15 protein-coding genes are annotated in these 14,527 nt (G+C 62.1%); 4 read left to right on the top strand and 11 right to left on the bottom strand.

All coding sequences use genetic code 11. The features are described from left to right. Positions 1-151 precede the first annotated feature (151 nt). The 5 genes from GOOTI_RS20730 to GOOTI_RS20710 form a co-directional block, all read right to left on the bottom strand. Entirely contained in the window at positions 152-718 is a 567-nt protein-coding gene (locus GOOTI_RS20730) for a hypothetical protein (RefSeq protein WP_007240571.1), read from the bottom strand. Beyond that, complete coding sequence (locus GOOTI_RS20725; RefSeq protein WP_007240570.1) at positions 715-1,002, bottom strand: hypothetical protein; 288 nt, start codon at positions 1,000-1,002, stop codon at positions 715-717. Before GOOTI_RS20725 ends, GOOTI_RS20730 begins: the two co-directional genes overlap by 4 nt. A 136-nt stretch (positions 1,003-1,138) precedes the next feature. Further along, positions 1,139-1,567: a hypothetical protein gene (locus tag GOOTI_RS20720; protein ID WP_138985338.1), complete on the bottom strand. Its 429-nt coding sequence runs from the start codon at positions 1,565-1,567 to the stop codon at positions 1,139-1,141. 203 nt (positions 1,568-1,770) lie between these two features. Further along, on the bottom strand, positions 1,771-2,079 hold the full coding sequence (locus GOOTI_RS20715; RefSeq protein WP_007240568.1) for a hypothetical protein: 309 nt from the start codon (positions 2,077-2,079) through the stop codon (positions 1,771-1,773). Positions 2,080-2,210: 131 nt separating this feature from the next. Then, the gene (locus tag GOOTI_RS20710; RefSeq protein ID WP_039994488.1) at positions 2,211-2,714 is read right to left on the bottom strand and encodes a hypothetical protein; all 504 of its coding nucleotides are present in this window, start codon (positions 2,712-2,714) and stop codon (positions 2,211-2,213) included. A 115-nt stretch (positions 2,715-2,829) separates the two neighbouring features. Here GOOTI_RS20710 and GOOTI_RS20705 point away from each other — a divergent pair, with 115 nt between their 5' ends. Further along, a complete protein-coding gene (locus GOOTI_RS20705; RefSeq protein ID WP_007240566.1) occupies positions 2,830-3,060 on the top strand; it encodes a hypothetical protein in 231 nt (76 codons plus the stop codon). 258 nt (positions 3,061-3,318) lie between these two features. On the opposite strand, the gene GOOTI_RS20700 is transcribed toward GOOTI_RS20705, so the two are convergent. Continuing rightward, positions 3,319-5,568 (bottom strand): DEAD/DEAH box helicase, encoded by a 2,250-nt coding sequence (locus tag GOOTI_RS20700; RefSeq protein ID WP_169315844.1) that lies wholly within the window; start codon positions 5,566-5,568, stop codon positions 3,319-3,321. A gap of 1,139 nt (positions 5,569-6,707) precedes the next feature. Continuing rightward, positions 6,708-7,886, bottom strand: a complete 1,179-nt coding sequence (locus GOOTI_RS20695; protein ID WP_007240564.1) for a beta-ketoacyl synthase N-terminal-like domain-containing protein — start codon at positions 7,884-7,886, stop codon at positions 6,708-6,710. Between the two features lie 184 nt (positions 7,887-8,070). Here GOOTI_RS20695 and GOOTI_RS20690 point away from each other — a divergent pair, with 184 nt between their 5' ends. Both GOOTI_RS20690 and GOOTI_RS20685 read left to right on the top strand, forming a co-directional pair. Continuing rightward, positions 8,071-10,470, top strand: a complete 2,400-nt coding sequence (locus GOOTI_RS20690) for a sensor domain-containing protein (RefSeq protein ID WP_007240563.1) — start codon at positions 8,071-8,073, stop codon at positions 10,468-10,470. Between the two features lie 474 nt (positions 10,471-10,944). Then, positions 10,945-11,757: an MBL fold metallo-hydrolase gene (locus tag GOOTI_RS20685; protein ID WP_007240561.1), complete on the top strand. Its 813-nt coding sequence runs from the start codon at positions 10,945-10,947 to the stop codon at positions 11,755-11,757. Between the two features lie 9 nt (positions 11,758-11,766). Here the strand turns inward: GOOTI_RS20685 and GOOTI_RS20680 are convergent, their stop codons facing one another. After that, a complete protein-coding gene (locus GOOTI_RS20680; RefSeq protein ID WP_007240560.1) occupies positions 11,767-12,813 on the bottom strand; it encodes a GAF domain-containing protein in 1,047 nt (348 codons plus the stop codon). Between the two features lie 192 nt (positions 12,814-13,005). Next, positions 13,006-13,530: a ribonuclease HI gene (locus tag GOOTI_RS26280; protein ID WP_169315843.1), complete on the bottom strand. Its 525-nt coding sequence runs from the start codon at positions 13,528-13,530 to the stop codon at positions 13,006-13,008. Between the two features lie 93 nt (positions 13,531-13,623). Between GOOTI_RS26280 and GOOTI_RS26275 the strand changes: the two genes are divergently transcribed. Further along, on the top strand, positions 13,624-13,761 hold the full coding sequence (locus GOOTI_RS26275; RefSeq protein WP_169315842.1) for a hypothetical protein: 138 nt from the start codon (positions 13,624-13,626) through the stop codon (positions 13,759-13,761). A gap of 285 nt (positions 13,762-14,046) precedes the next feature. Here the strand turns inward: GOOTI_RS26275 and GOOTI_RS26270 are convergent, their stop codons facing one another. Both GOOTI_RS26270 and GOOTI_RS26265 read right to left on the bottom strand, forming a co-directional pair. Then, complete coding sequence (locus GOOTI_RS26270) at positions 14,047-14,211, bottom strand: hypothetical protein (RefSeq protein WP_169315841.1); 165 nt, start codon at positions 14,209-14,211, stop codon at positions 14,047-14,049. A gap of 90 nt (positions 14,212-14,301) precedes the next feature. Next, positions 14,302-14,527 (bottom strand): hypothetical protein (locus tag GOOTI_RS26265; RefSeq protein ID WP_007240557.1); only part of this gene is annotated, 226 nt, incomplete at its 5' end.

Raw genomic sequence — 14,527 nt, 5'->3', positions numbered from 1 at the left:
TGACAGTGTCCGCCATCGCCGTAGGTGTTCTGGCGATGACGGTCATGGGACGCATGTTCGGAGACGGGGCTGCCGACAGGGATGACGTCGACTAGCACGCCGGGGGCTGTGGCCGCGACGCTCGTACGAGTCCGCCGGGAACCGGCCCGAGCTACCGTGCAGCGGTCGTGTGCGACGTGAAGTGCAAAGGCTGGCAGCACACCGCAGCTTCGAGTATTCGTTGTGCCTCAGCAGGAGAATCGGCGTCCACAACGCAACTGACTGTCTGCGGCCCGCCGCCGTCGTACGTGACGTCGATCGACCCGGTCCGGTCGCCGACAACGGTATCGACGAGATCTCCGTCGTTGACAGCGAACAGGATGCGTTGATCGTCGTCGGCATCGACGCCCACAAAAAGCACGCCGTCACCTTTGCAGGAGCGGTGTGCGTAGACGAGCGCGTCGATGCCCGCCACCCGTAGGTAGGTCAGCCCCTGGTCTGCGGAGCCGAGTGCGTCGATGACCTGTCCTCCGATGTCGTGACCGGACACATCAACGGTTGCGACGGTGGCGCCGTCGCTGCGAGTGAGCGTGGCAGTGAACTGCTTGTGCCCCATCTGGGTAGCGGTGCGGGCCTGCGCGTGGATGAAGGCGACCGCATCGCATTGGTCGGCAAACGGTGCTGTGGTGGTGACGTTGCCGTGGTTCACGGTTGCTGAAACCGGAAGGTCTGATTTCATGACGATGCCTCTGGGGTGTAAGCGATTTCGATGAACGTTGCAGTGCTGACGACAACATGGTCCCCGTCGGGATGCAGCGCCCACACTGTGTTGTCGAGCGGGCCGTCGCAGAACACCTCCGCGGTGATCAGCGATCCCCCGCGCCGGGGCTGGTAGGTGATGCTGCGTTGCACACTGTTCAACGCTCGGGTTCCTGTCTGATGACCGACGTCGAGTGTGTCGGCGCCAAACAGTGTTCCGTCGGTACGCGCATCGTCGGGGAGGTCGAAGAGGGCGTCCATCATGTAGGTTCCCTCGTGTTGTGCGCCAGGTCGTTCCTGGTGTCGTCTGCGTGAGGTCTGTTGGTGAGCGCGTTGCCGCAGCGCAGCAGTCGGAAGGTGATCGGCATGTCGTTCTCCTGTAGCACGGCTGCGACGTAGATCATGCTGCGCCGAGGACTGTCATCCAGGCTCGTTGATCGCTGCGGATTTGGGTGTTGACCAGTGCGACGCCGTAGTGCACGAACTCGACCAGCAAGTCGGTGAACGAAGCATGCTCGGTGTCGTCGGAGGCGTCGACGCGTAGCGACTCGGGGCTGGTCGTGAAGCGTAGGTGTTCGGCGCCCGAGGTCGAGCGCATCATGATCCAGGCGTCGAAGACAAGACCGTCGAACAGTCCCTCGCCGTCGTAGGCTGCTTCGAGCCAGAAGCTGACGCCGTCTGCATCGATGTCGTCGACCGAGAACAGTGCCTGGCTGGCAGCGTGATTGACGACGTCGTGGTAGGTCGAGATGACGGTCATGTGGCTGTCGGGGTCCACAAGTGACGCGCCGAAGGTGCTGATAGTTGCGTCCTCGACCTCCGGAACCATGCTGGCTGCGTGTCGAAAGTTGTTTTCATTGAACGTGATACGCATTGTGAGACCCCTTGCAGGTGTCAGTCCCGGGATGCGGGTATCTGACTGTTCGGCTTCGATGTATGTGCCGCAATTCTCTCAGATCCGGGTGGCACTCGGCGGCATTTGCGTTCGTGAAGGTCGTTGCGTCGCAGTATCAGTTCGGCATACCAGGGCGTCTATTTGATGGTGTAGAGAGTTGCCCATCTGTCTGTTTCGAACATTTCGACGTATGCCGGTCGCGCGGACGCTGGCACCATGGAACGCACTGTGTGACGGTTGACGTGGCGGGGGAGAACGAGGAATGCTCGCGGGCCGCGAGCAGGGGAGAGCGGGTTGCTGTTCGTGACGAACCCGCCTGAGTGCAGGCGGATACGGACGTCGCCTCCGCTCGGCTGGTACGTGGATCGGCGGATCGCGTTGGCCGCCAGCAAGACGACAGGGATGGCGAGACCGATGAGTACGCCGATGACAACCCACATGTTCATGTCTGCTCTTCCACGTTGCTGGCGGGTGATTGTGCTGTGTCAGAGTGTCAGATCTGTTTCAGGTGGGTGGCAGACGACTGTGGGACGCCACCAGCTTGTGGTGGCGTCCCGCAGGGTAGGAGGGGTTGCGACTAGCGGGGCGGTACGAACACGTACTCGGTGGCGCCGAACCCCTGGGGTGTGCGCACCGGGGAGTTGCTGGCCATGGGGCGGATGCCGAGGATCACGACGCCGGCGCCGGTGCGGATGTCGTGGACAGCTTTCTCGCCGGCTTTGCGGCCGAAGGAGGCAGGGATGAAGTTCTCCCGGGCGATGCCGTTACCGCTGGTGTGCGTGGTCACAAACAGCACTTTGCAGTGCGGGTTGCGTGCCCAGCCTGCGCCGTTGCCGGTGAATCCGAGGGAGGTGAGCGTGACTCGAATTGTCTCTGCTTTTCGGGGAGGTGCGGTCAGGGATACGCGGACTGCGCCGTGACAGTAGTCGTGATCGCCGAATGTGCCGAACGTGTCGCCGGTGGTGCTGATTCGCGGTAGTTCGGGGGCTGCGTCTGCGGTGGCCGTCGTGGCGGTCAGGGCTGCGCCCGTTGCGGCGACCGCGAGAGCGGTGGCGGCGATGCGGCGTCGGAGTGAGCTCACGGTGTGTGTCCTTCTCGGGTGTGGGTGCTTTGGTTCTCGCAGCGTATCGCTGCTGTGGTGCAGCGGAAAACGAGCGTCAGAGGTGGAGCGAAACCGGGATGGGATCGTCGGCGCCATGGCTATCGATGGGGTTGAGGTGAGGGCGACAGATCTTGACCGCTGCGACGTCCTTATCGACGGGCTGACGCCGGCTGTGGTTGTTGCGGTGGAGGCGGTGGAGGGGCGCCCGGACTTGGTTCTCGTGCGGGTGCGCAACTTGGACAGTGAAGGCGGTTGCGCGGAGTACGAGTTCTTCGATGACCGCGGGCATCGTCGGCTGATCGCTGCCGGAAGGTTCGCGGGCTGATTTCGGCACACACTCCTACCTGGCGTTTCGGCTGCCCACAGTGCGCATTACGCGCGTTGTGTGGGTGTTGCGTGCAGTGTGTGGTTGGTGCATAAGGCGCATGACGTAGACATGGCACAGTGTGTGCCACCTATCGACGTGGCACACAGTGTGCCAAGTGTGGGGGTGGCGCATTCGGTGCTGGATGCACAGGTGGCACAGTGTGTGCCATCCCGGCGTCTGAACCTGGGTCGCGAGCCCGCCGGGCGCAGTCGACACCTACATGAGCAGCGAGCGGATGTCGTCATCGGTCAAGGCGGCGGCGAACGACTGCTCACCGCCCAGCGCCGCCTGAGCAAGATGCCTCTTGGTCGATTGCAGGTCAACAACTTTGCCTTCAATGCTGTCGACAGCGACGAGCCGGATCACATTGACTGGCCGCGTCTGGCCAATCCGATGCGCCCGGTCGATGGCTTGGTCCTCTGCGGCCGGATTCCACCAAGGATCGGTCAGGAAAACGTAGTCCGCCTGAGTGAGATTGAGGCCACTACCACCAGCTTTCAGGCTGATCAGGAACACGTCGGCATCGCCACGGGTGAACATGTCGATCTGCTCGGCCCGTTCTCCCGGGGAAAGCTCCCCTGCCAGATAACAGACGCGCAGTCCAACGTCCTCGAGCTGCGGCCTGAGAAGACGCAGAAATGTAGGGAAGGAACTGAATACAAGCGAGCGGTGCCCCTCCTCGGACAGCTGCGGAAGCTGGGTAGTCAGGTAGTCAACCTTTGCTGAACCGACAGCGAGCGCAGCTTCGTCGACAAGCCCCGGGTGCAAACTCAGCTGCCGGAGCCGGGTCAGCGCAGCCAGCATCTGGAACCGTGCATGTTTCGGATCGTCAGCCAGGAGTTCCAGCGACTTCTGCCGTTCCAAATTGAGACGCCGATCGTAGATTGTTCGATGCTTGGAGGAGAGGTCTATGAGGACTACCTGCGCCTGTTTCGACGGCAACTCCTGCAGCACCTCTTCCTTTGTGCGCCGCAGCAGAAATGGACGGACTCGGCGCTTCAACTCGGCGAGCCGGTCAGCGTCCTGCTCTTTGACGATGGGGGTGCGGTAGTGGCTGACGAACGTGGGCCTGTCCGGAAACAGTGCGGGGATGGTGATGCTGAGGAGTGAAGCCAAATCCATGAGATCGTTCTCGATCGGAGTTCCCGTCGCCGCGATCTTCGTTGGCGCCGACAGCGAACGGATCGCCTTATGTGTTTTGGCTGCATCGTTTTTGATGGCTTGCGCTTCGTCAGCCACCACCATCGTCCACACCTGATCGGCGTAGGTCGACGGGTCCAATCGCACCAACGCGTAGGTGGTCACCACGAGAGTTGCTGCTTCGATACGACGACGCATCGGGTTGTCGCCTGGCTTCACCTTCGACCGGACTGCGGCCACCGGCATCGACGGCACAAACTTGTCCGCTTCCGCAGCCCAGTTACCCACCACACTCGTTGGTGCGATCACCAGGAACCGTGCATGCGGCTGAGAGTGCAGTGTGTGAGCCATCGCGGACAGCAGCTGGAGGGTTTTGCCAAGACCCATGTCGTCAGCGAGTATCCCCCCTGTGTTGTTCGCGATAAGGAATGCTAGCCAATCGAATCCGTCCCGCTGGTAGTCGCGCAACTGTGCGTGCACCGTCGCAGGAACCGGCAGCCGCTCAGGGCGGCTGGTCAACGCCAGCGTCTTCTTACTGCCCGCCCACTCAGCTATGTCGTCGTCAACTTCCCCACACTCGAGGATCTCTTGCCACAAAGTGGCGTTGGCGGTGTCGACAGGCACCTTCCCGTCGTCGGACAGTTCGTTGACGGCGCGGGCCTCATGGATGAGGCGGGCGAGCCTACTGATCTCGGGAAGATCAGCGGTGATGTAGACGCCGCTAGGAAGGACGATGTGGTCGGCATCGGTTGCGAGGTCACGTATCAAGGTGTCGATGGGGATTCGGTCGTCGCCGATCTCGACGGTGATCTGCAGATTCAACCAGTCTCTGCCCAGCCCCTCTGCTGCTGCCCCGAACCGGACTACAGGGGCGACGTCGGCGGGCCTGAACTCTGGCACCTGGTCGTCGATATCAATGATCAGGTCGTCGATGTCGGTGAAGGTGGGCAGTACTTCACCGACGATGGGGGCAACGACGTCTGCATCGACGCGCTGCTGCCTCAGCAGTTGCTGGGCGGACAGCCGTGACGTATCCGCGCGCTCTGTGTAGCTGGCCACCGCATGTAGGCATGGGAGCAGTCTCTGCCACAGGTCTTCCTCGACTGCCTGATCACGAAACGAGTCCGCATCGACTGTGCTGGCACTCGCGTCGTGCGATTCTCCGTCGAGCCAATACCGAACCGACCAGCTGATGAGGAACGTTGCTTCATCGTCAGCGAACACCTGCGGTGCGGGTGCTATGTGCAGCACAGCTTTCGGCCCTTCCACGGTGATGGTCGCCAGCACGTTGTGCGGGTCGAGGACCGGGACACCGAGCTCTGTCATTGGGCCCGACGTGAACTCTGAAAGATGGGGGCGTGGAACGACTATCGGTTCGCCTCGTTCGAGGAGTCGCGCGAGAGTCGGTGGCGGCGACTGGTCGAGGCGCCCGATGTGCAGGGTGCCCGTGTCGGCCCAGTAGATTCCGTGCGCGGCGTCGCGTGGGCCTAGTAGCCGAAGTTGCTGTCCGTGAACGGTTGTTTGTTCGTAGTGGACGGTGAAATGTATGTCGGCTGCGTCGCCGCTGTGCCTGCCGTCGCTGGCGGCGGCCACGATCTCGAGGTCGTCGTGCACCTGCACCACTCCTCGTGGCATCACGATCCCGCTGTGTGTGGATGCCGCGTCGAACAGGTGGAGTCCGGCGGCCCGGGCCGCGGCGAGCAGCGGCCACAGCTGGGGGCCGACGTCGGACAGGGACATCCATCCGACAGGCCGCTCGGCCAGCCGGTAGAGGCCGTTCAGCAACACTTGTTGGGCGGGATCGAAACGACCAAGAGGTGCTGACGGCGCGAAGTCTTGCCACTTCACGCCCGTCAACGTCCATTCGCCCTGCCCGTACGGCCCTGGAATGGCGGGAGCTGCCAGCAGGTCATCGGTGGCGGAAAAGGCGACGAATAGTGCTACAGCAGTAGGTGTTTCAGGAACCTGCGAGGCAACCGCAGTGGTGCTGTCTCTGCTAAGTAGTCGTACTGCGACGCGCCATTCGTTGCGCGCTTCCTCACTAGTGGTGACTTCGGCGATGGGAAGAACTTTCCCGGAAACTGCGCAGATGAGGGCGAGGATGTGGTCGCAATGCTCGGTGGCCTCACATCGGCAGCCGGATGCTAGGAGCGCGTCACCGCGGAATCGGAGCACCACAGATCGTGACCCCGACCTGTCGGTTACGTTCCCCACGACACGTTCAGTTGCCGGAAACCACTGCTCACCCACCACGGATATGTCGCGGCGTTGGCTGATGTCGTTGTATCCGTCGCCGTAGGTCGCTCGCAGTTTGGAGGCGGAGACGGTCGGAACACGATGCCAGGCCATCCGATTACGATACGGGTCAACTTTTCATCTGTGCCGCAGCAAGATTGCTGCGGCGTGCGCCGACTGATACCCACACAGGTGTGGTTCAGTCGGCGCACGCACTCGCGTACTGCCGATCAGCAGCCGGGTTCGAGGACGACGGCCGCTGTATGTCCACCCATCCCGAGTGATGTCTTGAGCGTCAAAGCTGGCTGCGCTGCAGTGCAGCCGTCAAGCAACTGGGGGAGCGCCGGCGTTGAAACGTGCGGGCTTGCCGGAATCTGCCCGTGTTCGAAGCCCAGCAACGACGCGGCCATCTCCACCGAGCCCGCCGCGGCCTGGCAGTGCCCGGCCAACGGTTTAATCGCAAACACCGCAGCATCAGGCACAAGGGACGTGGCGATCGCGGCTTCTGCCGCATCACACTGTCGTGTCCCTGGTCCGTGCGTGTTCAGGTACGCGATGTCGGCGCCGGAGACGCCGGCCACGGTGAGAGCATTGTCGACGCAGCCGAACACGTGCGGGAGATTCGGGTCGATGGAGGTGACGTGGTAGCCGTCATGGCTCATTGACCCGCCGCGAATGGTCGCGTACGGGTCAACACCGCGACGACCGGTGACGACTGTCGCCACTGCGGCCTCACCGAAGGTGAAGCCTCGGCTGCCGGATTGGAACGGTCGGCATGCGTCCAACGGGTCGGTGTCGGTGATCGCTACCCCCAGCGTCGTGAACATTCGCACGACTTCCGGAGTGGCCGACAGGTCGGTGGCAACGACCACAACGTCGTCGGCTAAGCCTGCGTCGATCCACATTCTGGCGGTGACGGTTGCTGCGACGCCGGATGTGCACATGGCGGACACGGTGAGTGCTGGCCCGTGGAACCCGAACTCCGACATCAACAATGACACCGGTGTTGAGGGGGTCACAGTCAAATACTCTCGGCCAGTGAACGTGCCGGCGCCGGGCGCGACCTTCGGGTACATGTCGAGGTCGCCGAGCACGCACGCGTGGATGAGGCCGACTCGGGCGCCGGGCACCCAGCCACGCTGTTGCGCATCGGTCACTGCTTCGTGGACAACCGCTCGCATTGCCCGCGCGAAGCGTGTTGTTGTGTGCTGTGGCGTGTGGCCGGCGGACAGGTCTTCATCGGGGACCCGCACAATCCACCCGGACTCGTCGTCGTTGGTTCCGAATCCGTGGTGAAGGCTTGCGGCGGGCTTGCCTGAACTGAGGCCGTCCCACAGTGCGTTGACGCCCCAGCCGTATCCGCTGACTGCGCCGAGGCCTGCAATGTGAGGGTAATGAATGGATCGCATTGTGCTGACTCTTCTGCTCGTGGAGTGATGATCCCTTCAAGTCGAAGGAATCCATATCCACTTTCACCGTTTCTGCTGCTTAAACAAGTCGGACGTGACGTTGCCGTGCTCAACGCGCGCAACACCGAATAGGGTGTGAAGCTGAGTATTCGGGGGGACGCAGACGCAAAGGAGAGCGTGCGTGATGGCCGATGAGGCGTCCCCGTCGCCCGAACGACGGGATCCGGTCGACGTGGCATCATCCGATCCGGGGTTGGCTGAACGATACCGTTTGCTGCTCGAGCTCAGTCCCGACGCCATCGCAGTTCACCAGCTTGGGGTGATTGTGTGGGTGAACTCCGCCGCCCTCAAGTTTGCTCGACTGTCCCATCGTGACGACATGATCGGTGCTCTGATCACCGATTTTGTGCATCCTGATTCTCTTCCAGAGATGGTCAACCGGCTGTCGGAGATGGGGGAGCAGGATGGGGCTTATGCGGGGCCTGACGAGGTCACCATGGTGGATGCCTATGGCGATCCGCGTCCGATGACGGTTACGTCGGTCCGGACGCGATGGGACGGTCAACCCGCCTACCAGGTGATACTCCGCGACATCACCTCGCTCAGACGTCAGGCAGCGCTCATCAATCACGTCAGTGACGCAGTGATCTCAGCCTCTGATGAGTTGGTGATCCGTACCTGGAATCCTGCCGCTGAACAGCTGTATGGCATTCCCGTCTCCGATGCTGTCGGAATGCCACTCAACGCTCTTGGCGTCGTCGACGAATCGCACAGCCCCGAAGACATCGTCGGTGTCGGCGGAGTGATCCACGCCATCCACCGTCGCGCCGACACTGGACACACTTTCGCTGCTCGAGTAGCCGCCAGCGTGATGGACGACGGCTATCTGCTTGTCGTGCAACCGGTTCGCACACCACTAGTACGTCGACTCGGCACGATCCTAGCCGCACTGCAGCAGGCGGTGATCTTGGTGCGTGACAGCCCTGATGGTGGGCGAATCGAGTTGGCGAACCCGAGTGCTGTGCTCATGCTGGGTCTGTCGGCACGCTCGATCCCCGGCACCCCACTGACGGACCTTCCGCTTGAGTTTGCTGAAAGCCCGTCTCCGATTGAGATGGCACTGCGGCTCGGTGACACGTTCAGCGATCAGATCGCCACTGCGAACACGTTGTCGGGCACTAGGTGGCTGTCCTGCAGCGGCAGAAGAATCGACACAGAGGAAAGCGCTGCGGTGGTTCTGGTGTCGGTCACCGACGTCACCGAGCAGCATCATGCGGTGTCGGATCTGACGTGGCAGGCCAAGCACGATCATCTGACTGGTGTCCTCAGTCGTGCCGCATTATCTGAGCAGATCGACCTGAAAATTCGCGAAATGGTCGACGGCGACCGACTCGCTATCTACTTCCTTGACCTCGACGGATTCAAACTCGTCAATGACACCCGCGGTCACTCGGCAGGCGATGAGGTGTTGCGCATCGTCTCGCAACGTCTGCAGGAGGCGGTCGGCACTCACGGATGCGTCGGCAGGATCGGTGGCGACGAGTTCATCGTCGTCTCGTCCCACAACGCCGTGAACCTCGACGCCGCGATACACGCGCAGATCGACGCCATGCGTGACGTCGTAGGCCGGCCGATAGACCTGTCCGGGACAGCTGAATATGTGTCAGCCAGTGTTGGGTTGGCGCTCGCGAAAGCAGGCGAACACACCACTGCCGACGATCTGTTGCGAGACGCCGACATCGCACTGTACGAGGCGAAGAATGCGAACGTCCCGTACGTGTCGTTCAATCCACAGCAACGCGCCAACGTGCTCGAACTACGAAACACCGCCCGCGACCTTCGCAGCGACCTGGAATCTGGTGCTGTGCGACTGGACTACGAACCCATCGTGAGGTGTTGTCCCGATACACCGGTGGTGGCATTCGATGCGGTGCTGCGATGGGAGCGTGAGGGCGTCGGGCATCATGGGCCTCGTGACGCAGTAGTTGCCGCTGAACACTCCCGTCTTGTTCCTGAGCTCAGCGGCTTCGTCATATCAACGGCTACAGCAGCGTTCACCGGCCCCGACTGGCCGCACGGATGCCGTTTGACTGTGCGAATGTCGCGCAATCAGGTGTGCTCTGCTGGGTTCCTTCCGTCGATCGACGCGGCGATTGGTGCTGGGCTTGACCCCGCCCGGCTGTGCATCATCGTCGCCGAGTTTGCGGTCGCTGACGATCCGGCGACGTTGTCCATCGTGTCGCAGCTGAACGCCCGCAGCATCGCTGTCGCGTTAGATGATTTCGGGGCAGGGATGTCGACATTGGCGATACTGCATCGGCTGCCCGTGACGACTGTGCGGATCGCACGCGCCTTCACCGACACCATCGCGGTCGATAGCCGAGCTGCCGCCACGCTAGGCAAACTCGTGGAGCTCACCCACGAGTTGGAGATGAATGTCGCGGTCAAAGGCGTCGACAATCGGCAGCAAGCAGACGTGATCACTCAGCTGGGAGTTGACTTCGCACAAGGCGCCCACTTCGGTGCAGCACGGCGAGCACCCACGTTCACCACGGGCCCGATATTGCCAGCGGATGCGCCCTAACCAGTACTCGATGTGTGGGAGGCAGCGGAGCCCACACGAATGAGTCGGTAAACACTACCGTCGTCTCACCGCGCTCGATGCCTACGATCTTGCGCCATTGACCGGCCACTGGGTCTGTGCAGTCCGGGTCGGGCTGCACCAAACACCATTCGTCGAGATCGGCGACGTCCGACACCTTCCACCAGCGGCCACTGTCGTCGATGTAACATGTGCGTGGCACGTTCGCCTCGAGCACGCTCGCCGGCAACCCGGTCCGCCGTGCTAGTTCTTCGGTGCGGATTCCTGGGTGCAAGAACGCTGAATACTCCACAGACTTCATCTGCTCATCTGTAATCTGCCCGGTGGAATTCGCATGCGAGTGCTGCGTCATATACACAGGGTACGGGATAGGATTCCGCTTATGGACTGCGCAAACTTGACGGCGTCTCACTTGTCCAATTCATTCTTTCCGACCATCTTTGTGATGGGGTGTGCATGCCGCTGAACGGCCTCGGATCGTTGATGACGGTCCACCACCTTAACTGCGGCAGCATCTCCCTCCCCGTCTTAGACGCAGTCACCCATGTTCTGCTGTGCGAGTACCAGCACGGCGCTGTCCTGATCGATGTGGGTTTGGGTCGGGCCGACGTCGATCATCCGGTGTCGCGTATCGGGATCGGCGGAAAACTCACCTTCGGCGCGTTCGATCGTGATGAGCTCGCCGTCAACCAGCTGGCCGCGATGGGGATCGCAGCCAGCGACGTATCCGGCATCGTCGCCACCCACCTCGACTTCGATCACGTTGGCGGAGTCTCCGACTTTCCCAACGTTGCGGTCCTCGTCCACGAACGAGAACGTGATGCCGCATTCGGTCGACGGTCATTCAAAGAGCACGAACGCTACCGGAAGTCGCACCTGGCAGACCTGGCGCCGGTCGTCGAGGGCATTTCCACTCCGGCATGCGAGACGCTGCCATTTGGTATGCGAGGCACCGCTCTCGACGACTCTGAAACGTTGTGGCTGTTACCACTTTCGGGCCATACTCGCGGACACAGTGCGATCGGTGTACGTACAGCCGACGGCTGGCTTGTTCATGCGGGCGACTCGTTCTTTTCCGTCGGCACCGTCCGGCCGGACGCCGCGGTGGAACCGGCACACAGGCGTGCTGAAAAGATCGAACGACTTCTGGCGATGGATAAGACGGCACTCGCCAGCAACCACAGCACCCTGCGGGATGCGGCCGGTCGCGGCGCTGTCGTCATCTGTTCGCACGATCGCACCCAGTACGAGGAGTTGGCGCATCGATAGCGTGCGAGGTCAGAACGCGAGGATGGCGCCGTCGTCACCGGGTGGTGGTGTTGCAGGTGACACGATGATGACACCGTTGCCGTCCTCACCCGAGTTCGACGGGTGAATAGTGACGCGGACCGGAAATCGTTCTCCGGCATCGAAGCTGACGACGGTGGAGAACTCCACTTGCTCTCCGTCCTTCGCTTTCTGCAGGTATTGCAGGTAGCAATCTTCGTTGTCCCATTTCACATTTTGGGTTTCCCATACCGCTAACGGGCCTGGTGGGGCGACGAACCATTCGAGGATGATGCCGGTAGCGAAGTTGACGTGCCCGTAGCCGTGGTCGCCGTCCACGTCGGCGACCATTTTGAAGGACGCCCGAGCGGTCTGCCGGTCAAATCCGCGATGCCCGCGCGGCGGGTACAGGTCAGAAATGTCGTGGATTATCCCACGAATGACGTTGCGGCCGTCGACGTCGACGACACGCATCGTCAGATACACGTGCCGCAGACTTTCGTCGGTGCGGATGATGTCGAGTTCGTCGTCGAACGTGTCGTCTCGGGGGGTCGTGCCCTCCATGATTCCGGCCGCCCAGGGGCCGAGCAGGTGCTCGTTCGGGTAGTGCTGGAAGCGCTTGAACACCTCGGTGGAGACGCGACGCTCTTGTGGGGGGTCGTAGCCGAGGATGACGCCGTCTGTGATCGGGCAGTGCAGAGTTTCGAGCGTCTCCGGATCCCAGAGCATCGTTCCGATGGTGCGGGGCTGCTCGGGAAGTGCGCTGGCATCGTCACCGATCCACAGGCACACCCCGTATACAGCGTGATCCGACGGTGGGCCCATGATCGGGGAGGCCACGACACCGACGTCGCCGAGTTGGCGCACCACAGGCGCGGCGTCACCGGCGTCGATGATCTCACTGACTAGGTCGTTGAGTTCCACCGTGCTCAACGTCGCACCGGTTTTACGGCGAGCGAGACTGGCGTAGGGGCGGGGTCGTGTGCCGTCGAATATGACTGTGTGCTCGTCGCTTGTCGCCTCAATGACGAGCCAGCTGGAGCGTGGCTGGTAGGTCATTCTGCTCATCCCTGTCGTCTGTACAGTCCCTTTTGCGCTGAGTATGCACCATATGCCAGCTTCGGCATGTATAAGGGGTGTCCTGAGTCACTTGAATGACGCCTGATTACCGCACACACACGCGGAATCCTTCACGTCTTCCGGAGAAATGCCATGATATCCGCAGGTCGGCGGACTGTCTCGATGTGAGTTCTACGCCGCCTGCAAGTCATGCAGGATTGAGCATCGGATCTGGTCTTGCACTTCCCGAGACACGTTCGCGTCCGCGTTTCGGCGGGCAGCGCGAGCCAGCCTGTCGGCCGTTTCGTTCAACGGGTCTCCCGCATGCCCTTTGATCCACTCAACAGACACTTCACGATCGGCCGCCAATCGGTGGATGCGCGTCAGAAGACGTCCGGTCCTGCTGCTGGCGGGAGTGCTCTCACCGCGAATCCAGCGGGCCGAAACCAGGCTGTCGGTGACGATCAGCAGCTTCGTCGCCTTGAGGGTGCGTAACGCCATCTCGATCGCTTCGAGTTCGGCGTCATTGATCGAGTGCACAGATTCGAGGTAGGCCTGCCGGCAGCTGCCGTGCTCAGTGACGAACGCGATGCCGGCCCCCGGAGATCCGATGCGTGATGATGCGTCCGTGGCCACGCGTAAGGGCTTGGCTGCTGCATGTCGAGTACGCGCGTGGGCGGCCAGGGTCTGCTGGGCGTCTGCCAACACTTCGTTCATTCGGCTGTCTGAGAGCGCTGCCGGAGACAGATGCCAATGTGTCTGTGCAGCAAACCATCGCCGCGCAACCGTGTTCTGGATGAAGAGGTTCGCGTGGGCCGAACGTGCGGTGAGGTAATCGGCGACATGTTCGTAGGCGTCGGCGACGGCGGTCCCGGAACGCTCACTGCAGAACACTCGCTCATCAAGAAGCTGCCGATCGCCGACGTCGACGATGCGGCACACCGCTAACGTTTCGCCTCGAGGTCCGGCACTGTCTGCGATCGCGGCGAGCGCCTCGATCGCCCGCCCAGTCGACTGCTGCACCGGTCTCATCACGTTGGTGCCGCTGGGATGCCGGCGGGCGAGATCGGCGGGACTGACACTTCGCGCATCTGCTGTTCCGCAAGGAGCGTGCGGCACTTCGGTTCTCATTACAACTCCCTCCTGTGGGTAAGCCACTGCCCAGTCGGGCAGAGACCTTTTCACCGTGCCGCAAGCCCGTCGTGCCTGCGGCAGAGCTGGTCCCGACAGGGTCTAGTGCGCTGGTTGCGAGAACTGGTGCAAGTAGTTGCTGATCCGCTCGGGCTGCTGCTGCCACCACAACAAGTCTGCAGCCTTCTGCTCGCGGATCTCGGCCTGCCGGCGAAGCACTGTCGGCGGCACCGAAGGGGTTGGCTGCTTGTGCGCTGCGCTAGTCACAATGTCCACCTCTCTGCTGCGGTGCCGGTTGCAACGGAATCTACAACCCGGGTTTCACAGGCGACGCGCAACAGCACCCGACCAGGATCGTCAGTGTGCCCGACGTCCAGCCGTTGCGAGCCCGGCGAACGTGATCAGCGTGAGCGCGGCAATCACAACGAAGGCCACCGTTCTTGTCGTGCTGAGTCCGAAGTCGGCGGCGCGATCTGTAGCGATGAGACTGATAGCGGGCCACACCGTCACCGTGATCGCGACGAAGCTGACAACCCCCACTGCGGCGGCGATACGTAGTCGCTTTTCTCCGGACGAACGTGCA

The organism is Gordonia otitidis NBRC 100426 (assembly GCF_000248075.1).
Taxonomy (GTDB): domain Bacteria; phylum Actinomycetota; class Actinomycetes; order Mycobacteriales; family Mycobacteriaceae; genus Gordonia; species Gordonia otitidis.
Note: the sequence above shows the minus strand (reverse complement) of the source record. Positions and strands in the feature narration are given on the sequence as shown.